We start from the raw sequence: 25,889 nt of genomic DNA on the forward strand, positions 1-25,889 counted from the left end.
CCCAACACCTATGCCAGGCAGCTCAAGGCTGCCGCCTGAAACGGCTTCATGGCGTCCGTTTTCAGGGAGCCAGATCATACACCCCCTCAACCGGACCCACCCCGCCTTCGACGGTTGGCCGGTGGCCAGTAGATCCACGCCATGCGTGGATGAGGCGTAAACCTGTAGAGCCGAGCCCATGCTCGGCTCTTTTTCTGCCCACGATCTCCGGCACAATCGCTGGAAGACTTCCCCCAGAAAAAGGTGAACGTGCAATGCGCATCCTGATTCTCGGCGCCGGTGGTACCGGCGGTTACTTTGGCGGCCGCCTGGCCCAGGCCGGCGTGGACGTGACCTTCCTGGTCCGCCCCACCCGCGCCAGCCAGCTCGACCGTGAGGGCCTGGTCATCCGCAGCCCCGTCGGCGATGCCAGCTTCCCGGTGCAGCACGTCACTGCCGACGCCCTGCCCGCGCTTGCGGCGCAGCAGCCGTTCGACCTGGTCATCCTCAGCTGCAAGGCCTACGACCTGGACAGCTCGATCGATGCGATCGCACCGGCGGTGGGCGCCCACACCAGCGTGCTGCCCATCCTCAACGGCCTGCACCACTACGGCGCACTGGATGCCCGCTTCGGCCGCGAGGCCGTTCTTGGCGGCCTATGCTTCATCAGCGCCACCAAGGCACCCGACGGCGCGGTGCTGCACCTGGGCAAGCCCGCCAAGCTGACCTTCGGCGAGCGCGACGGTGGTGCGATCTCAGACCGCGTGCGTGCCTTCGCTGCTGCCTGCGCGCAGGCCAACCTGGACCACCTGGCCAGCGGGCAGATCGGCCAGGAACAGTGGATCAAGTACACCTTCCTGACCGCGCTGGCCGCGGCCACCTGCCTGCTGCGCGCGGACATCGGCACGATCGTCGCCACCGATGACGGCGAAGCCATCGTGCGCGGCTTGTACGACGAATGCCTGGCCGTGGCCGAAGCGGCCGGCGAACCGGTGCCGCAGGCCGCGCAGGACACCGCGCGCGGCACCCTGACCCAGGCGGGATCTGCGCTGAAAGCCTCGATGCTGCGTGACCTGGAAGCCGGCCAGCAGGTGGAAGCGGCGCACATCGTCGGCGACATGCTGGCGCGCGCGCGCACGGCCGACCAGGAAGGCCTGCTGCTGCAGGTCGCCTACAGCAGCCTGCAGGCCTACCAGGCGCAGCGCAGCGCGTGATGGCCACTGTGGCGCCCGCGCCCCTGCCGTCGCCGGTGCTGATCCTCGGCATGGGCTGGAGCGGCCGCGTACTGGCCGCACGATTGCAGGCGCGTGGCGTGCAGGTCGCGGGCACGGTGCGTGATCCGGCAGCGGTGGCCGACGATGGGCTGCGTCGGCACCGCCTGCACGTCGATGCCGCGCCATCGCCTGCACTCCTGCAGGACATCGCACAGGCCCAGGCCGTGCTCTGCAGCGTGCCGCCCGATGCACAGGGCGACCCTGCGCTGCGCCAGCTGCTGCCCGCCCTGCGGGCAAGCCCGTCGCTGCGCTGGATCGGTTACCTGTCCTCGACCGCGGTCTATGCCGACCGCGGCGGTGGCTGGATCGACGAAAGCAGCGTGGCCGATGCCAGCGAAGCGGCGGGCGTGCAACGTCGCCTGGCCGAGGCGCAGTGGCAGGCACTGTCCAATGAACGCGGCATCGCCTCGGCGGTCTTCCGCCTGCCGGGGCTGTACGGCCCGGGCCGCAATGCCTTGCTGCAGCTGGCTGAAGGACGCGCCCGCCACGTGGTGCGCCCCGGGCTGGTGTTCAACCGGCTGCATGTGGAGGATCTGGCGGCGGTGGTCATCGCGGCGATGCAGCGGCCCACGCGGGATGGACTGTATCTGCCCGCCGATGACGAACCGGCGCCACCGCAGGAGGTGCTGGCATACGCCGCGAAGCTGGGCGGCTTCACGCTGCCACCGGCGCTGGCCTGGGATGACCCGGCAGTGAGCGCGACGCTGCGGCGGTTCTACCAGAGCAACAAGCGCATCGACAGTCGCGGCACGCGCGAGGCGCTGGGGTGGACGCCGCAGTTTGCGACGTACCGGGAGGGGCTGGAGGCGCTGGCCGCTTCGCTCGCCGGGCGTGGCCCGGCGCTACCGGGCAGCATCTGATTCCCACCGCTGCGCTCGCCGGGCGTGGCCCGGCGCTACCGTCCTGCGTCCACCGCTCTTGTAGAGCCGAGCCCATGCTCGGCTTACGGCAGCCGAGCATGGGCTCGGCTCTACAGGATCAACCTGCGTCGGGCAGGCGGAAGAACGTGCGCGTGGCGGCGGTGGCGTTGGCGGCGGTCACTGCCACGTCTTCGCCACGGTCGCGGGCCAGTTCCTCGACGATGTGCGAAAGGAACATCGGTTCGTTGCGGCGGTCCTTCGGCATCGGCTTCAGCGTGCGCGGCAGCAGATACGGCGCGTCGGTCTCGATCATCAGGCGGTTGGCCGGGATGTTCTTCACCAGCTCGCGCAGGTGCGCGCCACGGCGCTCGTCGCACAGCCAGCCGGTGATGCCGATGTACCAGTCCTGGTCGAGGTAGTCGAACAGTTCATCGCGCTCGCCGGTGAAGCAGTGCACCACCGCCGGGCCAAGGCGGCCGTCGAAATTCTTCATCTGCGCCATGAAATCGGCATGTGCATCGCGCTGGTGCAGGAACAGCGGCTTGCCAGTGTCCGCAGCCAGCTGCAGCTGGCGCTCGAATGCGCGGTGCTGGGATGGGCGCGGCGAGAAATCACGGAAGTAATCCAGGCCGCATTCGCCTACCGCCACCACTTCCGGGTGGGCATGCAGCGCGCGCATCTCGGCATCGCATTCCTCGGTGTATTCCACCGCATGGTGCGGATGCACGCCGGCCGTGGCGTACAGGAAACCGGGGTGCTGCTGCGCCAGCTGCAGGGCCAGCGGCGAGTGCTCGCGGCTGGCTCCGGTGATGACCATCTGCACCACGCCGGCCTGACGCGCGCGGTCCAGGACGGCATCGCGGTCGCGGTCGAAGGAGTCGTGGGTCAGGTTGGCGCCGATATCGATCAGGTGCATGGTCATCACGGGGGAAAAGTGCCCGCGCATTGTACCTGCGCCCGCTGTGGCCCCTTATCCTTGGCACATGAACGCCCCGCTCTTCCCGATTTCCCCGTTGCTGCCGCAGATCCAGCAGCACCTGGCCGCGCAGCCACGGCTGGTGCTGGAGGCCCCGCCCGGTGCCGGCAAGACCACCCAGGTGCCACTGGCCCTGCTCGATGCACCGTGGCTGCAGGACCGGAAGATCATCCTGCTGGAACCGCGCCGGGTCGCCGCACGCAGCGCCGCGCTGTTCATGGCGCGGCAGCTGGGCGAAGAGGTCGGTGGCACGGTCGGCTACCGCATCCGCTTCGAGAACAAGGTTTCGGCGCGCACGCGCATTGAAGTCGTCACCGAAGGCATCCTGACCCGCATGCTGCAGGACGATCCGATGCTGGAAGAGGTCGGTGCGATCCTGTTCGACGAATTCCACGAGCGCCATCTCAGCGGCGACCTTGGCCTGGCCCTGGCGCTGGACGTGCAGGCGCAGCTGCGCGACGACCTGCGCCTGGTGGTGATGTCGGCCACGCTGGATGGCGAGCGGCTGGCGCGTTTCCTCGATGCGCCCCGCCTCAGCAGCGAAGGGCGCAGTTACCCGGTGGCGATCAGCCACTTCCCGGCACGCCGCGATGAAGCGCTGGAACTGCAGGTGCGCCGTGCCGTGCAGCAGGCCCTGGCCGAACATCCCGGCGACCTGCTGGTGTTCCTGCCCGGCCAGCGCGAGATCGCGCGGGTGCAGGCGGGCCTGCAGGAATCGCTCGATGGCGGTGTCGACGTGCTGGCGCTGCACGGCGAGCTGCCGGTGGAACAGCAGGCGCGCGTGCTGCAGGCCGCCAGCGATGGCCGCCGCCGCGTGGTGCTGGCCACCAACGTAGCCGAATCTTCGGTGACGTTGCCCGGTGTGCGCGTGGTGATCGACAGCGGCCAGGCGCGCGAGCCGCGCTACGACCCCAACAGCGGCTTCACCCGGCTGGACGTGGTGGCCATCGCGCAGGCGTCGGCCGACCAGCGCGCTGGACGCGCCGGTCGCGTGGCCGAGGGCGTGGCGTGGCGGCTGTGGCCGCAGTCGCAGCGGCTGGAGCCACAGCGCCGCGCCGAGATCGACCAGGTGGAACTGGCCGGGCTGGCGCTGGAACTGGCCGCATGGGGCAGCAGCGATCTGCGTTTCCTCGATCCACCGCCCGCCGGCCCGATGGCTGCCGCACGCGAGCTGCTGCAGCGGCTGGGCGCGCTGTCGGACACCGGCGCGATCACCGCGCTGGGCCGCCGCGTGCTGGCGCTGGGCACCCACCCGCGCATGGCGGCAATGCTGCTGGCCGCACCCGATGCACGCGCGCAGGCGCTGGCCGCCGATCTGGCCGCGCTGCTGGAGGCGCGCGATCCGCTGCGCCAGGGCGGTGATGCGCTGGCGGCACGCTGGCGTGCGCTGGCCGCCTTCCGCAACGGCCGCGCACCGTCCGATGCCAACCGCAGCGGGCTGGCCGCCATCGATGCGGCTGCCAGGCAATGGCGCCGACGCCTGCGCTGTGATTCCACGCCACCGGCCAGCATCGAGGCGCATGAGCTGGGCGACCTGCTGGCCCACGCCTTCCCCGACCGCATCGCCTTCCAGCACCCCAGCGACCCGCTGCGCTACCTGCTGGCCAATGGCCGCAGCGCGCGCCTGCACGAACTGAGCGATCTGCGCGGCGAACCCTGGCTGGTGGCCAGCGAGCTGCGCTTCGAGGCACGCGACGCGCTGCTGCTGCGCGCTGCGCCGGTGGATGAGAATGGCCTGCGCAAGGCGTGGCCGGAGCGCTTCGTGACCGAGGCCGCCGTACGCTGGGACAGCGAACGCCGCGCCCTGGTGGCCCTGCGCGAAACCCGCTTTGATCGCATCGTGCTGGACAGCCGCTCGGCCGGCCGGGTCGATCCGCAGCAGGCCGCGCAGGCGTTGACCGATGCGATAGCCGAGCTGGGCCTGTCGGCGCTGCCGTGGACCGAGGGCCTGCGCCAGTGGCAGGCCCGGGTGGAATCACTGCGCCGCTGGATGCCCGAGCTCGGCCTGCCCGACTGCAGCGATGATGCCCTGCTGGCCACGCGCGCGCAGTGGCTGCAGCCAGCGTTTGCCGGCAAGACGCGGCTGGATGCACTGGACGAGAGCAGCTTCGGCGAAGCGCTGAAGTCACCGCTGGAGTGGTCGCAGCGGCAGCTGGTGGAGCGCCATGCGCCGACCCGCATCACCGTGCCCTCCGGGTTGGAGCGGCCGATCAGCTACGCGCTGGACAGCGAGAGCGGCGAACCGCTGCCGCCGGTGCTGGCGGTAAAGCTGCAGGAGCTGTTCGGCCTGGCCGACACCCCGCGCATCGCCGATGGCCGGGTGCCGCTCACCCTGCACCTGCTCTCGCCCGGCGGCCGCCCGCTGCAGGTCACCCAGGACCTGCGCAACTTCTGGGAAAACACCTATGCCGAGGTGAAGAAGGAGATGAAGGGCCGCTACCCGCGCCATCCCTGGCCGGACGACCCGTGGACGGCGACCGCCACGCACCGGGCCAAGCCGCGCGGAACGTGAGGGGTAGTGCCGGCCGCCCACCCTGCCTGATCCTGAATGGCTGGGGTAGAGTCACCTCATCGACTGCCCTGACTGACATACCGTTTACAGGCAGCAGGACACACTGGACTTCGACCCGAGGCAAAGGACCCCCCGCATGAGCAAGCTGACCGTAATCACCGACCGCGCCCTGGAGCGCGCCCTGGAACTGGCGCATACCGCCGGCGATGGCCTGAAGAGTGCGGGTGGCAGCCTGCGCCATCTCGGCCCGCAGGCCAGTGACTGGATCAAGACCGGCGCCGCCGTGGGTGCGGTGAAGACCGGCGGCAAGGTCGCCACCAAGTTCGTGCGCCGCAACCCGGCCGTGGCCGTGGCTGCTGCAGCCGTGGGCGTGGGCCTGCTGGGCTACGCGCTGTACCGCAAGCAGCAGAAGAAGAAGGCCGGCAACGGCCATGTGGTCAACGGCCAGGCGCAGCGCATCAACGCGCGTGACCGCCGCAACGACACCGTGGTGGACGAGCACAGCGACATCGGCAGCGACGCGTGATGTAGGCCTGGGTCGGATCCCTTCCGCAGGAAGGGCGCTGACCGGGGACCACAAGGGCCGGACGCCGCAGGGCCTCCGGCCTTTTCTGTCTCAGCCGATCTGCCGCCACTGCCCCGGCTGCAGGTCATCCAGGCGGTAGGGGCCCATCGCCACGCGCACCAGGCGCAGGGTGGGCAGGTTCACCGCCGCGGTCATCCGCCGCACCTGGCGGTTGCGGCCTTCGCGGATCGTGATGGCCAGCCAGCTGTCGGGCACGGTCTTGCGGAAACGCACCGGCGGATCACGCAGCCACAGTTCCGGCGCCGGATCGAGGCGCTCGATCTTCGCCGGCAGGGTCGGCCCATCGTTCAGCACCACGCCATCGCGCAGCTGCTGCAGCTGTTCATCGCTGGGCGTGCCTTCCACCTGCACCCAGTAGGTCTTGTCGGCCTTGTGCTTCGGGTCGGTCAGCTTATGCGCCAGCGTGCCGTTGTCGGTCAGCAGCAGCAGGCCCTCGCTGTCATGGTCCAGCCGGCCCGCCGCGTACACGCGCGGCGGCAGGCCGAAGCCGGCCAAGGTCGGCCGCGGCGGCACGCTGCGGTCGGTGAACTGGCAGAGCACGTTGAAGGGCTTGTTGAAGGCAATCAGCATTGCGGGCACGGCAGGCAGTGGATGCGGCATTGTCCCACGCCGCGCTGCGCGCCCGGAATTGCAGAGCCGAGCCCACGCTCGGCCGCCTTCCTCAGCCGAAGACCTTCCATTCCAGCAGGAACGAACCCAGCACCAGCGCGATACCGCATGCGGCGATGACATTGGCGCGGCGCCGCAGGCGTGCGAGCGGCGGGCTGGCCCGGCGCGCCCGTTCTTCCAGCAGCGCGCCGGCGAACACCACGGCAAACCCCACCGTCGCCATCAGATCGTAGGCATGGCCACCGTAAAACATGAAATCAAACAGCCGCGCCAGTACCAGCACTGCGACGAAGATGTAGAAAACCTTGTTCAACCGTCCACTCCCTTGGGGTAGCGCCGGGCCATGCCCGGCGGATGCACGTCGCCTCCCTTGCCACGCCGCTGCGCTCGCCGGGCGTGGCCCGGCGCTACCGGCTTACGGCTTCACGAAACGCAGGGTCATGCGGTCGCTTTCGCCGATGGCCTGGTACTTCGCATCGTCGGCCTTGTCATGCTGGTTGGTCGGCGGCAGGGTCCACACGCCGTTCGGGTGGTCCTTGGTGTCACGCGGGTTGGCATTGACCTCGGTGCGAGCCTCCAGCTTGAAACCTGCGGCCTCGGCCATGGCGATGACCTGCTGCTGGCCCACGTAGCCGGTGTCGTCGTCATCGGCGACGTCGGCCTTGGCGCGGTGCTCGACCACGCCCAGCACGCCGCCCGGCTTGAGCACGTTGAAGAACCCCTGGAACATGCCCTGGGCCTGGCCGGCCTTGCGCCAGTTGTGCACGTTGCGGAAGGTCAGCACCACATCGGCTGAATTGGCCGGGCCGAACACCGGCTTGGCCGGGTCGTAGCCCACCACGGCGGCCTTGTCGAACTGGGCCGGTGCGCCGGCGAACTTCTTTTCCAGGCCATCGCGGCTGCGCTGCTGGTAATCACGGCCACGGCCTTCGGGCACGGCAGACGGATCGACCACGGCAGCAATGTAGTGGCCCTTGTCACGCAGCAGCGGCGCGAGGATTTCCGAGTACCAGCCGTTGCCGGGCGTGATCTCGATGACGGTCTTTTCCGGCGAGACCTTGAAGAAGGCCAGCGACTGCGCCGGATGGCGGTAATTGTCGCGCTTGACGTTGGCAGGGTCGCGGGTGGACGCCTTCACCGCCGCGTCGATGGCCGGCGTGACCTGGATCTTCGCCGGTGCCACCGTGGCCGGGGCAGCGAATGCGGGGACAGCGACAAGCAGGGCCGAGGCAAACAGCAGGCGGCAACCACGCAGGGACGAAGCAGCGATCATCGGGGCGATTCCAGCGGAAGATGCGGCGAGACTAGCAGCCACCGCGCGCAAGGTGTTCACAAAACGTTAGCCACGCGCCCGCGACGGAACACTGTTTTGTGTCCAGCGCCGCAGCGCGGTCACACATCGCGCTCTATGCTGCAGGACTACCCCCAAGGAGTCCGTGCCCATGACGGCAACCCGCGAACTGGGCCGTTCCGGCCTGCATGTACGTCCGCTCGCCTTCGGTGGCAACGTGTTTGGCTGGAGCGCCGATGAGAAGGCCAGCTTCGCCCTGCTCGATGCCTTTGTCGATGCCGGCTTCAACCTGGTCGACACCGCCGATGTCTATTCGGCCTGGGTGCCGGGCAACCAGGGTGGCGAATCGGAAACGCTGATCGGCAAGTGGTTCGCCCGCAGCGGCAAGCGAGACAAGGTGGTGCTCGCCACCAAGGTGGCCAAGTGGGCCGAGCGCCCCGGGCTGACGCCGGACAACATCAATGCCGCGGTGGAAGATTCGCTGCGCCGCCTGCAGACCGACGTCATCGATCTGTACCAGGCCCATGAGGATGATGAATCGACGCCGCTGGAAGCAACGCTGGCCGCGTTCGGGCGCCTGATCGAAGCGGGCAAGGTGCGCGCCATCGGTGCGTCCAACTACAGGGCCACGCGCCTGGCCGATGCGCTGAAGGTGTCCACCGATTACAAGCTGCCGCGCTATGAAACGCTGCAGCCGGAGTACAACCTGTACGACCGCGCCGGTTACGAGAAGGAACTGGAACCGCTGGTGCAGCGCGAGCAGATCGGCGTGATCGGTTACTACGCACTGGCCAGCGGTTTCCTCAGCGGCAAGTACCGCACCGCGGACGATGCCGCCAAGAGCCCGGCGCGCGGCGAGACGGTGGTCAAGCGCTATCTGAATCCGCGCGGCCTGCGCATCCTGCAGGCGCTGGATGACGTGGCCAGCAAGCACGGCGCCAGTGCCGCACAGATTGCACTGGCGTGGCAGATCGCACGGCCGTCGATTACTGCGCCAATCGTCAGCGCCACCAGCGTCGAGCAGCTGCATGACCTGCTCGCGGCCGCCAACGTGGGCCTGAGCGTGCAGGACATCGCACAGCTGGATGCCGCCAGCGTTGAAGGCTGAGGCGCGGGAAACCAGCAGACGCCCCAGCGTGAATGGGTTGCGCACGCAATGAACGTCGTTTATCGTGCGCGCCACGTTTCAACCCGCAACGGAAGACCTTCCTTGAACACACCCGTCGTCGCCATCGCCAACCTGCTGCCATGCCTGCGCATGGACGTGGCGAAGCGTGCGCCGGGCGAGGAAAGCCTGCTGACAACGGCCTGATGCCCGCCCTGCGGAGATCGGCCACCCCGATCTCCGAGGACTGACGACGCCCTCGGACTGCACGTCCGGGGGCGTTTTCATCTGCGTCGATACAAGGACCCGCGATGCCAGCTCTGCACTCCGCGCGGCACGCCGCCGCACACTGATCCGGACACGCCTGCCGTGCCATGGCACGCGCCTGGCGCAGGCGGACCGATCTGCACACTCCAGCAGCGCCCTACCCCACGACGCGTCGTCGAGGCCGGGTGGCTGCACCTTCACTTCCGCAGCGTCCGCGCTGCAACCACGGGCAGACGCCCACGGCCGTGCCGTGGTGCCGGCCCGTGCAGGACAATCACTACGAGATGGACATTCAACACAACTATCAATGGCTGCATGCCGAAGGCAGTACGCCGATCAAGGGCTGGGTGGACGGCGTTCCGCTGGAGGCCGAAGCCCACGCGCAGCTGCGCAACATCGCGGCGATCCCGTTCGTCGGGCCCTGGGTGGCGGTCATGCCCGACGTGCACCTGGGCAAGGGCGCGACCGTCGGCTCGGTGATCCCCACGCGGGGCGCGATCATTCCCGCGGCCGTGGGCGTGGACATCGGCTGTGGCATGGCCGCGGTGCGAACCACGCTGCGTGCCAACGACCTGCCTGATGACCTGCGCCAGCTGCGCAGCGGCATCGAGCGCAGCGTGCCGGTGGGCAACGGCCGCAGCGGCGAGCACCAGCGGCTGCCTGACAGCATCGGCACGCGGCTGCTGCAGTCCGGCCTGGCCGCGGGCCTGGAGCAGATCAAGGAAAAGCACCGGCGGATCCGCACCGACAAGCTGGACTGCCAGCTGGGCACGCTGGGCGGCGGCAACCACTTCATCGAACTGTGCCTGGACGAAGCCGATGCGGTGTGGGTGATGCTGCACAGCGGTTCGCGCGGCACCGGCAACCTGATCGGGACCTACTTCATCGAACAGGCGCGGCGCGAACTGGAACGCCGCGTGCTCGGCTTCCATCTGCCGGACAAGGACCTGGCGTTCTTCATGGAGGGCGAGCCGCTGTTTGATGACTACGTGCAGGCGGTGTCGTGGGCGCAGGACTACGCACGGCAGAACCGCGAGGCGATGATGGCGCGGGTGCTGGCGGAAATGCGCCAGCGCCTGCCGAAGTTCAAGCTGGCCGCGATGGCGGTGAACTGCCACCACAACTACGTGCAGAAGGAAACGCATGCGGGGCAGGAACTGCTGGTGACGCGCAAGGGTGCGGTCAGCGCGCGCGAGGGCGAGCTGGGCATCATTCCCGGCAGCATGGGCACGCGCAGCTACATCGTGCGCGGCAAGGGCAGCACCGACAGCTTCCACAGCTGCAGCCACGGCGCCGGCCGGGTGATGAGCCGTGGCGCGGCGCGGCAGCAGATCACCCTGGCGCAGCACCGCGAGGCCACCGCGCACGTGGAATGCCGCAAGGACAGCGGCGTGCTGGATGAATCACCGGCGGCGTACAAGTCGATCGATGATGTGATGGCCGCGCAGCGCGACCTGGTGGAGGTGGTGCACACGCTCCGCCAGGTGCTGTGCGTGAAGGGGTGATGGTTGCATCCACGCATGGCGTGGATCTACTGGGACAGCGCGCCGTTCAGCGCGGCATGCTGTCCTCGGCCACCAGCGCGTGGTGCACGCCGATGCCTGCACGCACGCCTTCGGCCATTGCCAGGGTGATGTTGCCGACCGTGGTCGCATCACCGGCGGCATACACGTTCGGCACCGAGGTCTGCTTCATCATGTCGACCTCCACCAGCACGCCCATCGGGCTTTCCACCAGGGTGCAGCCGAGCTGCTGCACCAGCGGCGTGGCCATCTGCTGCATCGCCGGCACGAACAGGGCGCGCTGGGCGATGCGGCGGCCATCGGCCAGTTCCACTTCCAGCCAGGTGGGCTGCTCGCCCTGCACGCCCACCACCGGGATGGTTTCAACCTGCACGCCGCGCTGCTGCATGGCGGCCTGCTCTTCATCGCTGATGGGCAGGCCCTGGCTGAAGAAGGTGACATTGCCCCACTCGGCGAACAGCGGCGCCTTCGCGGCCGACATCGGGTGACCGCCAAGCAGGCCGATGGCACCGCCGCCGACTTCATAGCCATGGCAGTACGGGCAGTGCAGCACGGTGCTGCCCCAGCGTTCGGCCAGGCCCGGCAGATCGGGCAACTGGTCAGCAATGCCGGTGGCCAGCAGCAGCTTGCGGGCGGCCAGCACCTGGCCATCGGCAGTACGCACGTCCACGCCCTCGGCGTTGGCCTGCGCGTGCACCACCTCGCCCTGCAGCCAGCGCACGGTGGGGTAGTCGAGCAACTGCTGGCGCGCGTTCTTCAGCAGCTCGGCGCCGCTGATGCCGTCCTGCCCCAGCACGCCGTGCGAGTGGCTGGCGGCACGATTGCGCGGCAGGCCGCTGTCGATGATGGTGACCGGGCGGCGCGCACGGGCCAGGATCAGGCCGGCGGCGATGCCGGCATAGCTGCCGCCGACGATGAGGACATCAGGATTCATGGTGACCTTCCAGGGAACGGTGATGGGCAAGATGGCGGGCGAAATCGGCGCCCAGCTGGTCCAGGGTGCTGGCCTGCAGGCGCGCTTCGAGCATGCGCTGGGCCTCGCGCGCGCCGTCCTGCAGTGCCTGGTTGACCAGCTGCTGGATGGGGCAGCCACCGCCGTTGTCGCGGTTGCCGACCTGCACCAGTGGCGGCGCGCCGACGGCCAGGTAGATGTCGTGCAGGCTGATCTGCGATGCGTCGCGCGCCAGCTGGCTGCCACCGCCATGGCCGCGCGTGCTGCGCACCAGACCGGCCTTGTGCATCTGTGCCAGCAGGCGGCGGATGACCACCGGATGGGTGGGGAGGCAGGCAGCCAGTTGTTCGGACGTGCGCGGGCCTTGCTGGCCGACCAGGTGGGCCATCACATGCAGCGCGTCGGAGAGCGGGTTGGCGGATTTCATGTAACTACGATAGTTACATTTAAACCTCCTGTCGAGAGTCCGCTTTCGTTCCATATGGACACATCTGTCCTATGAAACATTTTCTTCACCTATCTAAACGCAACAGTAATGTGATCGGCTTCGCACTTCAGAGGACTCAAGCGCGGTCGATACCGCATCGCCCCCCTTCCGTGAGTCCGCCCCATGAACGTCTCCTCCCGTGCGCCGCGGCTGCAGTCGAAGCTGCTTGGTGCTGTATCCGTCGGCCTGGCCATCGTCCTGCTGTGCGCCCTCGCGGGCCTGGCATCGGCGTGGCTGAAGCTGTCCACCGAAGTGCCCGCGGAGGTCGCCCACAGCCGCGCTGCCGAGCACCTGCAGCGTGAGTTCCGCGGCCAGGTGCAGGAATGGAAGAACGTGCTGCTGCGCGGCCACGACGAAGCGCTGCGCCAGCGCCACCTGCAGGCCTTCGATGACGAGGGCAAGCGTGTGGAGACACTGGCCAGCGGCCTGGCCACCAGCCCCGATGCGCGCACCCGCGACATGGCGAAGGCCTTCAGCGCCCTGCACGCGCAGCTGCAGAAGGACTACCACGCCGCCCTGCAGGCCTTTGCCGAAGCCGGCTACGACCCTGCCGCCGGTGACACGCTGGTACGCGGCAAGGATCGTCCGGTGGCGGCGGCGCTGGATGCGCTGGGCACGCACGCCTCGCAGGTGGCCGAAGCCGCGGTGGCCGCGCGTTCGCAGCAGGCACGGCGCACGCTGGTGGTGTGCGCGGTGCTGACCATCACCGCAGCGGTGCTGTTGCTGGCCGGCCTGGGCTGGTGGCTGCGGCGTGCCGTGGTGCAACCGGTGCTGGCGGTGGAAGCCGCCGCACGCGCGGTGGCCGCCGGTGACCTGGACCATGTGGTGCAGGTGCACAGCCGCGATGAGATCGGCCGCCTGGCGCAGGCCATGCAGGCCGTGCAGGGCACCCTGCGCGACGTGCTTGCCGCACAGGCGGCGATGGCGCAGGCGCACGACGCCGGCACCATCAGCCACCGCATGCAGGCCGCCGCGTTCCCCGGCGCGTACGGACGCATGGTGGCCGACACCAACGCGCTGGTCGACGCACACATCCAGGTGAAGATGCGCGCGATCGCGGTCATGGGCCGCTACGCGGTGGGCGACCTCAGCCAGGACATGGAACGCCTGCCGGGCGAGAAGGCGGTGATCACCGAGGCGCTGGATGCGGTCAAGCGCAATCTCGGCGCGATCAACGGCGAGATCCGCCGCCTGGCCGGTGCTGCGGCGGCCGGCGATTTCAGCCAGCGCGGCGACACCGCACGTTTCGAGCATGACTTCCGCGCGATGGTCGATGGCCTGAACCAGCTGATGCAGGGCACCGAACAGAATCTGGGCGAGGTATCGGCGATGCTGCGGGCGATTGCCGATGGCCGCCTGGGCGCGCGCATGCACGGCGATTTCCAGGGCGTGTTCGCGCGCATCGCCAGCGATGCCAACACCACCGCGGCGCAGCTGGCGACCATTGTTACCGACATCAAGCACACCTCGGGCAACATCCATTCGGCTGCTGCCGAGATTGCTGCTGGCAACAACGATCTGTCGCGCCGCACCGAACAGCAGGCGGCCAACCTGGAAGAAACCGCCGCGTCGATGGAGGAACTGACCTCCACCGTGCGCCAGAATGCCGAACACGCGCGCCAGGCCAACCAGCTCGCGATCGGCGCGCATGGCGTGGCCTCGCAGGGCGGTGAAGTGGTCGGCCAGGTGGTGGCGACCATGGGCGCGATCGAGACGTCCTCGCGGCAGATCGCGGCGATCATCAGCGTCATCGACGGCATCGCGTTCCAGACCAACATCCTGGCGTTGAACGCAGCCGTGGAAGCGGCGCGTGCCGGCGAACAGGGCCGTGGCTTCGCGGTGGTGGCCAGCGAGGTGCGCACCCTGGCGCAGCGTTCGGCGGCGGCCGCCAAGGAGATCAAGACCCTGATCGAAGCCTCGGTGGAACAGGTCGGCCACGGCGCCCAGCGCGTGCGCCAGGCGGGAGACACGATGGCCGAGATCGTGGCGTCGGTGCAGCGCGTGACCGACATCATGGCCGAGATTTCCGCAGCGTCGCAGGAACAGAGCGCGGGCATCGAGCAGGTCAGCCAGACCGTCATCCAGATGGATGGCACCACCCAGCAGAACGCGGCGCTGGTGGAAGAAGCCAGTGCAGCCGCGCGCAGCCTGGAACAGCAGGCCGACCGCTTGATCGAAGCGGTGGATGTATTTGATCTGTCGAGTGCGGCGACGACGCAGGACGGCTTCGCGCGCGCGGCATGACGGTGTTGAATGGGTAGCGCCCGACCGTTGGTCGGGCGACGGCAGGATCAGTGCGGACCAACGGTCCGCACCCACCGAGGGGGCCCGTCCACACCCATCAGCCCCACCGGTAGCGCCCGACCGTTGGTCGGGCCACGGCAGGATCAGTGCGGACCAGCGGTCCGCACCCACCGAGGGAGCCCGTCCACACCCATCAGCCCCACCGGTAGCGCCCGACCGTTGGTCGGGCCACGGCAGGATCAGTGCGGACCAACGGTCCGCACCCACCAAAGGAGCCGGTCCGCACCCACCAAGCCTCAGCGCAGATAATCACCCTGCGCCATCACTTCGCCCAGGTGATCCAGGAACGAGCTGATGCGCGCCGACACCGCGGTGTTGCGGTAATACACCGCGTGGATCGGCTGGTAGACATCCAGCGTCTGCGCGGCCAGCACCGGCACCAGCGTGCCGGCGGCGCGATCGCGGTCGGTCACGAAGTCGGACAGGCAGGTGATGCCTACGCCTTCCACCGCCAGCCGGCGCAGGGTTTCGCCGCTGGATACGGCGATATCCGGACGCACCAGCAGTTGCCCGTCGGCATCGCCCGGCAGCGGCCAGCGGTTCAATGATTCCGGCTCGTTGAAGCCAAGCAGCGTGTGCTGGCCCAGTGCGGCCACGCTGGACGGTTCGCCGTGCGCGGCCAGATAGGCCGGGCTGGCCACCAGCTGCAGCCGGCAGCGTCCCAGCGCGCGCGCATGCAGGGTCGAATCGGCCAGCGGGCCGATGCGGATGGCCAGGTCGGTGCGCCGTTCCAGCAGGTCGATGTAGCGCTCGGAGCTGTTCAATTCCAGCTGCACCTCCGGGTAGCGCGCGCGATAGCTGGCCACCAGCGGCGCGATCACGTGCAGCACGAAGGGCATGGCCGCATCCACGCGCAGCCGTCCGGCCGGACGCTCGCGGCGGGCGGCCATCTGTTCTTCGGCCGACTCCACCGCATCGATGATCGCCCGCGCGTGGCGCAGGTAGGCCTCGCCCTCGGCGGTCAGGTGCAGGCGGCGCGTGGTGCGGGTCAGCAGGGTGGTGCCCAGCTTTTCCTCCAGCCGGCCCAGCGCGCGGCTGACGCCGGAGGGGGTCTGTCCCAGCTGTTCGGCGGCGGCGCTGATCGAGCCGCTGTCGATGACGGCCAGGAAGGCCTGCATTTCGTCGAGGGTCGTCTTCATGCCGCCATTATTGACCACCAGGCAAGAGTGATTGGCGTGAAGACTGGTTTTTCGGCAAAGGTGCGCCGCGCACACTGCGCGCCTTCCTTCCCTTCGGAGCCTGCCATGACCCGTGGCATTCCCCTCGCCCTGCTGGCGCTGACCCTCGGCGCCTTCGCCATCGGCACCACCGAGTTCGTCATCGTCGGCCTGATCCCCACCATTGCCGCCGACCTCCACGTCAGCCTGCCCTCGGCCGGCCTGCTGGTCTCGCTGTACGCGCTGGGCGTGGCCATCGGCGCGCCGGTGCTGACCGCGCTGACCGGCCGCGTGCCGCGCAAGCAGCTGCTGGTGGCGCTGATGCTGATGTTCACCCTGGGCAACGTCATCGCCTGGATGGCGCCGGGCTACACCTCGCTGATCGTCGCCCGCATCCTCACCGGCCTGGCGCACGGCGTGTTCTTCTCCATCGGCTCGATCATCGCCACCGCGGTGGTGCCGAAGGAAAAAGCGGCCAGCGCGATCGCCATCATGTTCACCGGCCTGACCGTGGCGCTGGTGACCGGCGTGCCGCTGGGCACCTTCATCGGCCAGCACCTGGGCTGGCGCGCGACCTTCCTGGCCGTGGCCGGGCTGGGCGTGGTGGCCCTGCTGGGTGCGCTGCTGTTCGTGCCGCGCAACGTGCCGCAGAGCGCGCCGGCCAGCTTCCGCCAGCAGCTGGGCGTACTGGCGCAGCCGCGCCTGCTGCTGGTCTATGCGATGACCGCGCTGGGCTATGGCGGTACGTTCCTGGCCTTCACCTACCTGGCGCCGATCCTGCAGGACGTCACCGGTTTCTCGGCCAATGCGGTCAGCCTGGTGCTGCTGGTGTACGGCGTGTCGGTGGCGATCGGCAACCTGTGGGGTGGCCGCCTGGCCGACCGCCTGGGCCCGGTGCCGGCGCTCAAGCGCATCTTCGCGCTGCTGGCCATCGTGCTGTTCGTGCTCACCTTCACCGCCTACAGCACCTGGCTGATGCTGCTGACCGTGCTGGCCCTGGGCGCGGTGGCGTTCGGCAACGTGCCCGGCCTGCAGGTGTATGTGGTCAAGCAGGCGCAGCGCTATGCGCCGCAGGCCACCGACGTGGCCTCGGGCCTGAACATCGCCGCGTTCAACATCGGCATCGCCCTGGGTGCCTCGCTGGGTGGCCTGGTGGTGGAGCACATCGGCCTGATGCATACCCCGTGGCTGGGTGCGCTGGTGGTGGTGCTGGCCTATGCGCTGACCGTGCTCAGCGGCCGCCTGGACCACCGCGATGGCATTGACCACCGTGCCGATGGCATCGCCGTGGCGGCACATTGACCGGCCATGCAATGCACCGTTGCCGGCATGCATACGGTCCCTGCCCTACCCTTCCCGTTCACTCCTTTTCCCCCCCGTTGGAGCTTTCCATGACTGTCCCCGCCTTTGGTCTGGGTACCTTCCGCCTCAAAGACCAGACCGTCATCGATTCGGTGCGCAACGCCCTGGACGTCGGCTACCGCGCCATCGACACCGCGCAGATCTACGGCAATGAAGCCGAGGTCGGCCAGGCCATCGCCGAATCCGGCGTGCCGCGCGACGAGATCTACCTGACCACCAAGGTGTGGATCACCGAGTTCAAGCACGATGCGCTGCTGGCCAGCCTGCGGACCAGCCTGGAAAAGCTGCGCACCGACCACGTCGACCTGGCCCTGATCCACTGGCCCTCGCCGAATGACAAGGTGGACGTGCCGATGGAGGAATACCTGCCGGCGCTGGCCGAGGCCAAGGCGCAGGGCCTGACCCGCGAGATCGGCATCTCCAACTTCACCATCGCCCAGACCCGCAAGGCGATCGAGATCCTCGGCGCCGGTGCCATCGCCACCAACCAGATCGAGATCCACCCGTACCTGCAGAACCGCCTGCTGGTGCAGTTCCTGCAGGACAACGGCATCGCCATCACCGCCTACATGAGCCTGGCCTACGGCGAAGTGCTGAAGGACCCGGTGATCCAGGCCATTGCTGGCCGCCACCAGGCCACCCCGGCCCAGGTTGCACTGGCCTGGGCGCTGCAGCAGGGCTTTGCGGTCATCCCGTCGTCGACCAAGCGCGACAACCTGGCCGGCAACCTGGAAGCGGCCGCGATCCGCCTGACCGACGAAGACATGGCGCAGATCGCCAAGCTCGACCGCGGCCAGCGCCTGGCCAACCCGGAAGGCATCGCCCCGGCCTGGGATTGATCGGACGCCGCCGGGCATCGCCCGGCGCCACCGTGGGAAACGTCCGCCGGGTCATGCCCGGCGGATCCATCAGCCCTGCAACAACCAGCCGCGCATCGCCGCACTCACGTTGTCCGGCTTTTCCATCGGTGCCAGGTGCCCGCAGTCGGGCACCACCACCAGCTGCGAGTGCGGCACCAGCGCGTGCATTTCCTCGCTCACCGCCAGCGGCGTGATGCGATCGTTGGCACCGCAGACAATCAGCAGCGGGTCGCGGTACGCGGCCAGCACGTCATGGCCGTCGCGCCGTTCCAGCCCGCTCTGGCGCAGGAACACTTCTGCCCCCAGCCGCGCGGTCATGTCGCGCACGCGCTGCACCAGCACGTAGTCATCCAGCCGCGACGCATCGATGTAGCTGCGCATCAGCGCATCACCGAAGCCATGGAACTTGCCGGGCAGGCGCACGCTGGCGCGCTGGCTGCGGCGCTGTTCGGCGCGTTCGGGCGAATCGGCATGGATCGAGGTATCGACCAGCGCCAGCTGCAGCACGCGCTCGGGCGCGATGCGCAGGATCTGCTGGGCGACGAAGCCCCCCAGCGAGAAACCCGCCAGGGCGAAGCGCTCGGGTGCCTGCGCCAGCACGTCCTCGGCCACCGCCTGCAGCGTCTCGCCACGGGTCTGGTCACCCACGGTGCAGTCGGCGATGTCGGCCAGGTCGGCCAGCTGTGCGCGCCACAGCTCGGCGTCGTTGAGCAGGCCGGGGAGCAGCAGCAGGGGGATGCGATCGGTCATGGGGGTATTGTCGCGCGGCGGCAAGAGCACGGCCATGCCGCAACGGGCCGTTGGGCTGTAGAGTCGAGCCTGCCCGACCACCACACAGCCAGTCGAGCAAGCTCGACTCTACAGAAGGCAGCAGCATGGCAGACCCCTACAACAGTGGCATCCCCTCCCCTCCGGCCCTGCGCTTCGAGGATTCCCTGGTCACCACCGCCTTCGAGCTGCCGGGCTACCGCGTGGCCCGCAGCCTGGGCGTGGTGCGCGGCATCACCGTGCGTTCGCGCTCGATCGTCGGCAATTTCCTGGGCGGGATCCAGACGCTCTTCGGCGGCAACATCACCATCTACACAGAACTGTGCGAGCAGGCCCGCGAGGAAACCTACCGCGACATGGTCAAGCACGCGCGGCAGCTGGGCGCCAACGCCATCATCGGCATGCGCTATGACGCCACCGACGTGATGACCGGGCTGACCGAGGTGCTGTGCTATGGCACGGCGGTGGTGGTGGAACCGCTGCGTTGAATCCGACGTTCCGCCGGGCATGGCATGAAATGCAGCCGAGCGTGGGCTCGGCTCTACAGCGGGGGTGCGGCGACTTCGACCTGCTGTACCGGCAGGGTCACCATCATCACCGTCGGGTCGTCCGGGTCCAGCTTTGTCTTGAAGCCCAGGCTCTGGCACATCGCCAGCATGGTGCTGTTCTCGCGCAGCACCTGGCCTTCCACCACGTCCAGCCCCAGCCACTTGGCGTACTCGATCATGATCGCCATCAGGCGCCAGCCGATGCCGTGACCCTTCAGGTCGGAGCGGATCAGGATGCCGTACTCGCCGCGGTGGTAGTCCGCGTCCGCATGCAGGCGTACGGCGCCCAGCATGTCACCGTTGCGCGGGTCGATGGCCACCAGCGCGATCGAGCGCGCGTAGTCGAGCTGGGTCAGGCGCGCGATGAACTCGTGGCTGAAGTGCTTCACTGACTGGAAGAAGCGCAGGCGCAGGTCCTCGTCGCTGACGCGGGCGAAGAACGCACGGAACAGCGCATCGTCCTCCGGCCGCACCGGGCGCACGAAGGCACGGCCACCGTCGGACAGCTCGATGGTGCGCTCCCACTCCTTCGGGTACGGAAACACCGAGAAACGCGGATGGCCACGGCCCTTGTGCAGGATGCGCGACGGCGCGATGGCCACGCGCGCATCGAGGGCGAGGATGCCCTTGCCGTCCACCAGCAGCGGGTTGATGTCCAGCGTGCGCACTTCGGGAATGTCGGCGGCCAGCTGCGCCAGCTTCACCAGTGCCAGCGCCAGCGCGCGCTCGTCGGCGGCGGGCACATCGCCATAGGCCTTGAGGATGCGCGAGGCGCGGGTCTGGCCGATCAGTTCATGGGCCAGGCGCAGGTCCAGCGGCGGCAGTGCCAGCGCCTTGTCGTTGATCACTTCCACCGCGGTGCCACCGCGGCCGACCACGATGACCGGGCCGAACGTGGCGTCATCGGCGATGCCGACGATGATCTCGCGCGCCTTCGGGCGGACGATGGTCGGCTGCACCAGCAGGCCGTCGATGCGTGCTTCCGGGCGCAGCTGGCGCGCGCGTTCGAGGATGGCCGTGGCCGCGGCCTGCACCGCCGGCAGCGTCGCCAGGTTCAGGCGCACGCCGTCCACTTCGGATTTATGCGGAATGTCCGGCGAGAGGATCTTCAGCGCGACCGTGGCACCGCGCTCCAGCAGCGGCTGCGCCAGGTCCATCGCCTCGTGCGCATCGCGCGCATGCATCACCGGCGCGGAGGGAATGCCGTAGGCCTTGAGCAGATCGTGGGTGGCCAGCGGGTCCAGCCATTGCTGGCCGTTGCTCAGCGCGGCCTCGACCAACGCACGCGCACGCGCGGTGTCCACGCTGAAATCCTGCGGCAGGCTCGGCGGCGTTTCCATCAGCGCGTTCTGCGCTTCGCGGTAACGCACCAGGTGCTGGAAGCCGCGCACGGCTTCGGCTTCGGTGGGATAGGTCGGCACGCGCGCCGCGTTGAGCGTGGCCGTGGCCTGGTCATCGTTGCCCAGCCACACGGCGAACACCGGCTTGTCACGGTGGTGGCGCGGGCGCAGGCCGAGGGTGCGGGTCAGTGCCTGCGCGGCATCGGCGGACGAGGTGAACGCAGTGGGCACGTTGACCACCATCACCGCATCGTTCTCGTTGTCGGCCAGCAGGGCTTCGATGGCGGCCGCGTATCGATCGCCGTCGGCGTCGACCACGATGTCGACCGGATTGCTGCGCGACCAGCCCTGCGGCAGCACCTTGTCCAGCGTTTCCACCGTGCTGTCGGACAGCTGCGCCAGGGTACCGCGCAGCGCGATCAGCTGGTCCACTGCCAGGCGGCCAACGCCACCGCCATTGCTGAGCACCGCCAGGCGGCGGCCGGGGAATGTCCCCAGGCGTCCCAGGGTTTCGGCGGCGGTGAACAACTCGTCCAGTGCGCTCACGCGCAGCAGGCCGGCGCGGTTGAAGGCCGCGCCGTAGACATCATCGGCGCGCGCCAGCGCCTGCACGTGGGTATCGGCGCTGCCCGGCTGCACGCGCTCGGCGCGGCCGGATTTCACCACCACCACGGGCTTGGCACGGGCGGCGGCACGCGCGGCCGACATGAACTTGCGCGCGTCCTTGATGTGCTCGACGTAGAGCAGGATGGCGCGGGTGCGGTAATCGGTGGCGAAGTAGTCGAGCAGGTCGCCGAAGTCGACGTCCATCGTGTCGCCCAGCGAGACGACGGCGGAAAAGCCGACCGAGCGGGCCACGCCCCATTCCACCAGCGCGGCGGCAATGGCCGAGGATTCGGAGATCAGGGCGAGGTCACCGGCCTGCGGGAAGTGCGCGGCGATGCTGGCGTTGAGCCGCGCATGCGGCGCGATGACGCCCAGGCAATGCGGGCCGAGGATGCGCAGGCCATGCTTGCGCGCCACCGTTTCCACCTGTTCGGACAGCGAGCCCGGGCCCTCGCCGAGGTGCGCGGTGAGGATGATGGCCGCCTGCACGCCGCGCTCGGCGGCGGTGCGCACCACCTGCGGCACGATCGCCGCCGGCGCGGTGATGACCACCAGGTCGGGCACCCAATCGAGATCCTTCAGCCGCTTGACCGTGCGGATGCCATCGATCTCGGCGTGGCGCGGGTTGATCCACGCCACCTTGCCGGGAAAGCCGGTGCCACGCAGGTTGCGCATCACCGCACGGCCGGCGGAGCGCTCGCGCGGGCTGCCGCCGATCACCGCGACCGACTGCGGACGGAACACGGACTGCAGGTGGTAGGTACTCATGCGCCTACGGTACACGCACCGGCGCGCCCGGCGCATGATCCAGCGCAACATCGCAGCGTCACCCGGCGTGGATGACGCAGCGATCCGGTAGATCCACGCCATGCGTGGATGACGCAGCGATCCAGTAGATCCACGCCATGCGTGGATGACGTCCCTGTTACAACAGGGTGCCGTGCAGGATCATCGCGGCGATGCTGAAATAGATCACCAGGCCGGTCACGTCCACCAGGGTGGCCACGAACGGGGCCGAGGCGCTGGCCGGGTCGAAGCCCAGGCGCTTGAGGATGAAGGGCAGCATCGAGCCGGACAGCGAACCGAAGGTGACGATGCCCACCAGCGCCGCGCCGATGGTGATGGCCAGCAGGATCCAGTGCTCGCCGTAGTCATGCAGGCCGCCCAGCTGCCAGATGACGATGCGCACGATGGCCAGGCAGCCGAGGATGGCGCCCAGCACCATCCCGGTGGGCACTTCGCGCAGCGCCACCTTCCACCAGTCGCCCAGGCGCAGCTCGCGCAGGGCCAGGCTGCGGATCAGCAGCGAGGTGGCCTGCGAACCCGAGTTGCCGCCCGAGCTCATGATGAGCGGAATGAACAGCGTCAGCACCACCGCGCGGGCCAGTTCGTCCTCGTAGTGCTGCATCGCGCTGGCAGTGAGCATTTCGCCGAGGAACAGCACGCTCAGCCAGCCGGCGCGCTTGCGCAGCATCTCGAAGAAGCCGATCTGCATGTAGGGCTTGTCCAGCGCTTCCATGCCGCCGAACTTGTGCGCGTCCTCGGTCGATTCCTCGATGAGCGCATCGAGCACGTCATCGACGGTGACGATGCCCAGCAGGTGCTGCTGCGCGTCCACCACCGGGATGGCCAGCAGGTCGTGGCGGCGGATCAGCCGCGCCACTTCTTCCTGGTCCAGCAGGGCATCGACAGTGACCGGTGGGTTGACCTGGGCCACGTCGAGGATCGACTCCTCCGGCAGGCCGGTGATCAGCCGGCGCATGGTCACCACCTGCTGCAGCTGCTGGCTGGCCGGGTCGAGCACGTAGATGGCGTACACGGTCTCGCGGGTGCGCTCGACCTGGCGGATGTGCTGCAGGGTCTGGGCGACGGTCCAGGTGGCGGGCACGGCGACGAACTCGGTGGTCATCAACGCGCCGGCGGTGTTGGGCGGGTAGCTCAGCAGCGTCTGGATGGCCTGGCGGGCATCGCTGCCCAGCAGCGGGATCAGCCGCGCACGCTCTTCCTCGTCCAGCTCGTGGACAATGTCGGTGGCACGGTCGTCGGCCATCAGGCCCAGCAGTGCGGCGGCGCGGGCCGGCGGCAGTGCGGCCACCAGCTCGCCACTGCGGTGCAGTTCCGGCGCTTCGAGCATCTTCACCGCGCGCGGCAGCGACAGCGCAGCCAGCGTTTCGGCGGCGCGCTGCAGGTCGAGCGTGTTGAGGAACTCCACCGCATCGGCGGTGTTGTAGTTGGCCAGGGGTGCCGCCAGTGCGGCGGCATCGGCCACCGGGCGCAGCAATTGCTTCTGGTTCATGGGTTTGCCTTGTGGGGTGCGACCTCGCGCAACGCCAACGCAGGCAAACCGTCCCGATGTCAGGCGGTGGCCATCGCTGGCGTCGAACGAGGTCGACTTCTACTGTCGCTGGACATGGGTTGGGGACTCCGGATGGGTGTACTGGCGGACACGCCCCACAGGGGTGGGCCGACAGCGGCAGGCAGTCTGGACCTGCCGGCACGCCCGGTCAACCCTGGCCGGGCCAGTGGCCGCCGCCACGTTGCAACCCCGTTGTCGTTCGTGCACGGGCCGGCGCGCATAATGAAGGGGCGGCCTGCATGGCCGCAGTCCCCCAGCCGAACGAACGCACCCCGGGCCCCCGCGATGACCAGGTATTCCCATGCATAGCGGTGGTCTTGAACTGGCGCTGGTGTTGCTGCTGGCCGCGGTGATCGCGGTGCCGGTGTTCAAGAAGTTCGGCTTCGGTGCGGTGCTGGGTTACCTCGCCGCCGGCGTGGTGCTGGGCCCGGACGGGCTGGGTTTCGTGCAGGATGCCGACCGCATCCTCGGCGCCGCCGAGATCGGCGTGGTGATGCTGCTGTTCGTCATCGGCCTGGAGCTGTCGCCGGCACGCCTGAAGGTAATGCGGCGCTCGGTGTTCGGTGCCGGTGCGGCGCAGGTGGCGCTGTCCGGCCTGCTGCTGGGTGGCCTGCTGCTGCTCGACCACTTCCAGTGGAAGAGCGCGCTGGTGGTCGGCATCGCATTGGCCCTGTCGTCCACCGCGGTGGGCCTGCAGCTGCTGTCCGAACACAAGGCGATCAACAGCGACCATGGCCGGCTGGGCTTTGCCATCCTGCTGTTCCAGGACCTGATCGCCATCCCGTTGCTGGCCGCCATTCCGCTGCTGGGCGGGGCCAAGAACCAGACCCTGCGCTGGGAAGACGCGGCCGTGGCACTGGGTGCGCTGGCGGTGGTGATCCTGTGCGGGCGCCCGGTGCTGCGCAAGGTGTTCGGCATCATCGCCCGCACCCGCAGCCCCGAGGTGTTCACCGCCACCGCGCTGCTGGTGGTGCTGGGCACCGCCTGGTTCATGCAGGAAGCCGGCCTCAGCCCCAGCCTGGGCGCGTTCCTGGCAGGCGTGCTGTTGTCCGACTCGGAATTCCGGCACGAACTGGAAGCGCAGATCGAGCCGTTCAAGGGCCTGCTGCTGGGCCTGTTCTTCATCGCCGTGGGCATGGGCATCGACCTGGACCGCATCACCGCCGAGCCATGGCTGATCGCCACCGGCGTGGCCGCGCTGCTGGTGGTGAAGTTCAGCCTGCTGTACGCCATCGGCCGCATCGCCAGGCTGGATTCGCGGCAGTCACTGCTGCTGGGCAGCGTGCTCTGGCTGGGTGGCGAGTTCGCGTTCGTGGTGTTCAACGAGGCCCAGCGTGCGCACCTGCTGGGCGATGCCAACCATGACCGGCTGGTGGCCATCGTCGGCCTGTCGATGGCGATCACGCCGCTGCTGATGCTCGTGCTGCTGAAGCTGCTGGGCCGGGAAAAGCCTGCGCCGCGCGATGCCGCACCGGCCGACAAGGTCGCGCCGGACAACCAGCCCAAGGTGCTGATCGCCGGCATGGGCCGCTTCGGCCAGGTGATCGCGCGCCTGCTGACCGCGCAGAAGGTGCCCTTCGTGGCGCTGGAGGCGAACCCTGACACCGTGGCCGACCTGCGCCGCTTCGGCAACCAGCTGTACTACGGCGACCCGACCCGACCGGAGATGCTGCGCGCGGCGGGGGGCGAGCACATCGATGTGTTCGTGATCACCGTGGACGACCCGGAGACCAACCTGCGCGCGGTGCGGATGGTGCGCCGCCTGTACCCGGATGCGAAGGTGCTGGCGCGTGCGCGCAACCGCCAGCATGCCTGGCGCCTGATGGACATGTCGGCCGAACCGTTCCGCGAGGTGTTCGGCACCAGCCTGGAAATGAGCGGGCGGGTGCTGACCGCGCTGGGCGTGGCGGCGGACGTGGCGCAGCGCCATGTGCAGCGGTTCCGCGAGCATGACGAGCAGCTGCTGCGTGACCAGTACCTGGTCTACGACGATGAGGCCGCGGTGATCCAGACCTCGCGCGATGCGCGCAATGACCTGATGCACCTGTTCGAGGCCGACGCGGAAAGCGACGAGAAATAGGCGTGCCGACCAACGGTCGGCACCCACCCAGAATCTCATGCCGACCAACGGTCGGCACCCACCCAGAATCTCATGCCGACCAACGGT

General features: G+C 68.8%; 21 protein-coding genes. 11 read left to right on the forward strand and 10 right to left on the reverse strand.

Annotation, left to right across the window (positions count from 1 at the left end):
- The first annotated feature begins 254 nt into the window (after positions 1–254).
- Both panE and QMZ26_RS07740 read left to right on the forward strand, forming a co-directional pair.
- On the forward strand, positions 255–1,193 hold the full coding sequence (gene panE, locus QMZ26_RS07735; RefSeq protein ID WP_283221089.1) for a 2-dehydropantoate 2-reductase: 939 nt from the start codon (positions 255–257) through the stop codon (positions 1,191–1,193).
- Positions 1,193–2,113, forward strand: a complete 921-nt coding sequence (locus QMZ26_RS07740) for an epimerase (RefSeq protein ID WP_283221090.1) — start codon at positions 1,193–1,195, stop codon at positions 2,111–2,113. Before panE ends, QMZ26_RS07740 begins: the two co-directional genes overlap by 1 nt.
- 118 nt (positions 2,114–2,231) lie before the next feature.
- On the opposite strand, the gene QMZ26_RS07745 is transcribed toward QMZ26_RS07740, so the two are convergent.
- Positions 2,232–3,029, reverse strand: coding sequence for a TatD family hydrolase (locus tag QMZ26_RS07745; protein WP_283221091.1), 798 nt, complete (start codon positions 3,027–3,029; stop codon positions 2,232–2,234).
- A 67-nt stretch (positions 3,030–3,096) separates the two neighbouring features.
- On the opposite strand from QMZ26_RS07745, the gene hrpB reads away from it, so the two are divergent.
- Both hrpB and QMZ26_RS07755 read left to right on the forward strand, forming a co-directional pair.
- Positions 3,097–5,601, forward strand: coding sequence for an ATP-dependent helicase HrpB (gene hrpB, locus QMZ26_RS07750; protein WP_283221092.1), 2,505 nt, complete (start codon positions 3,097–3,099; stop codon positions 5,599–5,601).
- 136 nt (positions 5,602–5,737) lie between these two features.
- A complete protein-coding gene (locus QMZ26_RS07755; protein ID WP_079224180.1) occupies positions 5,738–6,127 on the forward strand; it encodes a hypothetical protein in 390 nt (129 codons plus the stop codon).
- 90 nt (positions 6,128–6,217) lie between these two features.
- Here the strand turns inward: QMZ26_RS07755 and QMZ26_RS07760 are convergent, their stop codons facing one another.
- From QMZ26_RS07760 to QMZ26_RS07770, 3 genes are all read right to left on the reverse strand, one after another.
- Positions 6,218–6,757: a pseudouridine synthase gene (locus QMZ26_RS07760; RefSeq protein ID WP_108747653.1), complete on the reverse strand. Its 540-nt coding sequence runs from the start codon at positions 6,755–6,757 to the stop codon at positions 6,218–6,220.
- 91 nt (positions 6,758–6,848) lie between these two features.
- Complete coding sequence (locus QMZ26_RS07765) at positions 6,849–7,109, reverse strand: hypothetical protein (RefSeq protein WP_283221093.1); 261 nt, start codon at positions 7,107–7,109, stop codon at positions 6,849–6,851.
- 102 nt (positions 7,110–7,211) lie between these two features.
- On the reverse strand, positions 7,212–8,069 hold the full coding sequence (locus QMZ26_RS07770) for a methyltransferase (protein WP_283221094.1): 858 nt from the start codon (positions 8,067–8,069) through the stop codon (positions 7,212–7,214).
- A 169-nt stretch (positions 8,070–8,238) separates the two neighbouring features.
- On the opposite strand from QMZ26_RS07770, the gene QMZ26_RS07775 reads away from it, so the two are divergent.
- Together QMZ26_RS07775 and QMZ26_RS07780 are read left to right on the forward strand one after the other, a co-directional pair.
- Positions 8,239–9,195 carry an aldo/keto reductase gene (locus QMZ26_RS07775; protein WP_283221095.1) on the forward strand — a complete coding sequence of 319 codons (957 nt, stop codon included), beginning with the start codon at positions 8,239–8,241 and terminating at the stop codon, positions 9,193–9,195.
- Positions 9,196–9,743: 548 nt separating this feature from the next.
- Positions 9,744–10,964, forward strand: a complete 1,221-nt coding sequence (locus tag QMZ26_RS07780) for an RtcB family protein (RefSeq protein WP_283221096.1) — start codon at positions 9,744–9,746, stop codon at positions 10,962–10,964.
- A 46-nt stretch (positions 10,965–11,010) separates the two neighbouring features.
- Here QMZ26_RS07780 and QMZ26_RS07785 read toward each other — a convergent pair whose 3' ends face one another.
- Both QMZ26_RS07785 and QMZ26_RS07790 read right to left on the reverse strand, forming a co-directional pair.
- Positions 11,011–11,916, reverse strand: a complete 906-nt coding sequence (locus QMZ26_RS07785; protein WP_200733111.1) for an NAD(P)/FAD-dependent oxidoreductase — start codon at positions 11,914–11,916, stop codon at positions 11,011–11,013.
- Positions 11,906–12,361: an Rrf2 family transcriptional regulator gene (locus tag QMZ26_RS07790; RefSeq protein WP_283221097.1), complete on the reverse strand. Its 456-nt coding sequence runs from the start codon at positions 12,359–12,361 to the stop codon at positions 11,906–11,908. The genes QMZ26_RS07785 and QMZ26_RS07790 overlap by 11 nt, the downstream gene beginning before the upstream one ends.
- 183 nt (positions 12,362–12,544) lie before the next feature.
- Here QMZ26_RS07790 and QMZ26_RS07795 point away from each other — a divergent pair, with 183 nt between their 5' ends.
- A complete protein-coding gene (locus QMZ26_RS07795) occupies positions 12,545–14,665 on the forward strand; it encodes a methyl-accepting chemotaxis protein (protein ID WP_283221098.1) in 2,121 nt (706 codons plus the stop codon).
- 296 nt (positions 14,666–14,961) lie between these two features.
- Here QMZ26_RS07795 and QMZ26_RS07800 read toward each other — a convergent pair whose 3' ends face one another.
- Positions 14,962–15,864 carry a LysR family transcriptional regulator gene (locus QMZ26_RS07800; protein WP_108747659.1) on the reverse strand — a complete coding sequence of 301 codons (903 nt, stop codon included), beginning with the start codon at positions 15,862–15,864 and terminating at the stop codon, positions 14,962–14,964.
- Positions 15,865–15,969: 105 nt separating this feature from the next.
- Here QMZ26_RS07800 and QMZ26_RS07805 point away from each other — a divergent pair, with 105 nt between their 5' ends.
- Both QMZ26_RS07805 and dkgB read left to right on the forward strand, forming a co-directional pair.
- A complete protein-coding gene (locus QMZ26_RS07805) occupies positions 15,970–17,184 on the forward strand; it encodes an MFS transporter (protein WP_283221099.1) in 1,215 nt (404 codons plus the stop codon).
- Between the two features lie 89 nt (positions 17,185–17,273).
- Positions 17,274–18,083 carry a 2,5-didehydrogluconate reductase DkgB gene (dkgB, locus tag QMZ26_RS07810; protein WP_283221100.1) on the forward strand — a complete coding sequence of 270 codons (810 nt, stop codon included), beginning with the start codon at positions 17,274–17,276 and terminating at the stop codon, positions 18,081–18,083.
- Between the two features lie 69 nt (positions 18,084–18,152).
- Here dkgB and QMZ26_RS07815 read toward each other — a convergent pair whose 3' ends face one another.
- Entirely contained in the window at positions 18,153–18,854 is a 702-nt protein-coding gene (locus QMZ26_RS07815; RefSeq protein WP_283221101.1) for an alpha/beta hydrolase, read from the reverse strand.
- 125 nt (positions 18,855–18,979) lie between these two features.
- Between QMZ26_RS07815 and QMZ26_RS07820 the strand changes: the two genes are divergently transcribed.
- Positions 18,980–19,360: a YbjQ family protein gene (locus QMZ26_RS07820; protein ID WP_079224204.1), complete on the forward strand. Its 381-nt coding sequence runs from the start codon at positions 18,980–18,982 to the stop codon at positions 19,358–19,360.
- A 53-nt stretch (positions 19,361–19,413) separates the two neighbouring features.
- On the opposite strand, the gene QMZ26_RS07825 is transcribed toward QMZ26_RS07820, so the two are convergent.
- Together QMZ26_RS07825 and mgtE are read right to left on the reverse strand one after the other, a co-directional pair.
- The gene (locus QMZ26_RS07825; RefSeq protein WP_283221102.1) at positions 19,414–22,134 is read right to left on the reverse strand and encodes a bifunctional acetate--CoA ligase family protein/GNAT family N-acetyltransferase; all 2,721 of its coding nucleotides are present in this window, start codon (positions 22,132–22,134) and stop codon (positions 19,414–19,416) included.
- Between the two features lie 157 nt (positions 22,135–22,291).
- Positions 22,292–23,662 (reverse strand): magnesium transporter, encoded by a 1,371-nt coding sequence (gene mgtE, locus QMZ26_RS07830; RefSeq protein ID WP_079224207.1) that lies wholly within the window; start codon positions 23,660–23,662, stop codon positions 22,292–22,294.
- 361 nt (positions 23,663–24,023) lie between these two features.
- On the opposite strand from mgtE, the gene QMZ26_RS07835 reads away from it, so the two are divergent.
- Positions 24,024–25,802, forward strand: a complete 1,779-nt coding sequence (locus QMZ26_RS07835) for a monovalent cation:proton antiporter-2 (CPA2) family protein (RefSeq protein WP_283221103.1) — start codon at positions 24,024–24,026, stop codon at positions 25,800–25,802.
- The last annotated feature ends 87 nt before the right edge of the window (positions 25,803–25,889 follow it).

The sequence above is a fragment of the Stenotrophomonas sp. PFBMAA-4 genome (genome assembly GCF_030053215.1).
In the GTDB taxonomy this organism is placed as follows: Bacteria; Pseudomonadota; Gammaproteobacteria; order Xanthomonadales; family Xanthomonadaceae; genus Stenotrophomonas.

Bases quoted from the DNA above. Each gene is read 5' to 3' on its own strand.
- panE (WP_283221089.1), top strand. From the start codon at position 255: ATGCGCATCCTGATTCTCGGCGCCGGTGGTACCGGCGGTTACTTTGGC.
- QMZ26_RS07740 (WP_283221090.1), top strand. From the start codon at position 1,193: ATGGCCACTGTGGCGCCCGCGCCCCTGCCGTCGCCGGTGCTGATCCTC.
- QMZ26_RS07745 (WP_283221091.1), bottom strand. From the start codon at position 3,029: ATGCACCTGATCGATATCGGCGCCAACCTGACCCACGACTCCTTCGAC.
- hrpB (WP_283221092.1), top strand. From the start codon at position 3,097: ATGAACGCCCCGCTCTTCCCGATTTCCCCGTTGCTGCCGCAGATCCAG.
- QMZ26_RS07755 (WP_079224180.1), top strand. From the start codon at position 5,738: ATGAGCAAGCTGACCGTAATCACCGACCGCGCCCTGGAGCGCGCCCTG.
- QMZ26_RS07760 (WP_108747653.1), bottom strand. From the start codon at position 6,757: ATGCTGATTGCCTTCAACAAGCCCTTCAACGTGCTCTGCCAGTTCACC.
- QMZ26_RS07770 (WP_283221094.1), bottom strand. From the start codon at position 8,069: ATGATCGCTGCTTCGTCCCTGCGTGGTTGCCGCCTGCTGTTTGCCTCG.
- QMZ26_RS07775 (WP_283221095.1), top strand. From the start codon at position 8,239: ATGACGGCAACCCGCGAACTGGGCCGTTCCGGCCTGCATGTACGTCCG.
- QMZ26_RS07780 (WP_283221096.1), top strand. From the start codon at position 9,744: ATGGACATTCAACACAACTATCAATGGCTGCATGCCGAAGGCAGTACG.
- QMZ26_RS07785 (WP_200733111.1), bottom strand. From the start codon at position 11,916: ATGAATCCTGATGTCCTCATCGTCGGCGGCAGCTATGCCGGCATCGCC.
- QMZ26_RS07790 (WP_283221097.1), bottom strand. From the start codon at position 12,361: ATGAAATCCGCCAACCCGCTCTCCGACGCGCTGCATGTGATGGCCCAC.
- QMZ26_RS07795 (WP_283221098.1), top strand. From the start codon at position 12,545: ATGAACGTCTCCTCCCGTGCGCCGCGGCTGCAGTCGAAGCTGCTTGGT.
- QMZ26_RS07800 (WP_108747659.1), bottom strand. From the start codon at position 15,864: ATGAAGACGACCCTCGACGAAATGCAGGCCTTCCTGGCCGTCATCGAC.
- QMZ26_RS07805 (WP_283221099.1), top strand. From the start codon at position 15,970: ATGACCCGTGGCATTCCCCTCGCCCTGCTGGCGCTGACCCTCGGCGCC.
- dkgB (WP_283221100.1), top strand. From the start codon at position 17,274: ATGACTGTCCCCGCCTTTGGTCTGGGTACCTTCCGCCTCAAAGACCAG.
- QMZ26_RS07815 (WP_283221101.1), bottom strand. From the start codon at position 18,854: ATGACCGATCGCATCCCCCTGCTGCTGCTCCCCGGCCTGCTCAACGAC.
- QMZ26_RS07820 (WP_079224204.1), top strand. From the start codon at position 18,980: ATGGCAGACCCCTACAACAGTGGCATCCCCTCCCCTCCGGCCCTGCGC.
- QMZ26_RS07825 (WP_283221102.1), bottom strand. From the start codon at position 22,134: ATGAGTACCTACCACCTGCAGTCCGTGTTCCGTCCGCAGTCGGTCGCG.
- mgtE (WP_079224207.1), bottom strand. From the start codon at position 23,662: ATGAACCAGAAGCAATTGCTGCGCCCGGTGGCCGATGCCGCCGCACTG.
- QMZ26_RS07835 (WP_283221103.1), top strand. From the start codon at position 24,024: ATGCATAGCGGTGGTCTTGAACTGGCGCTGGTGTTGCTGCTGGCCGCG.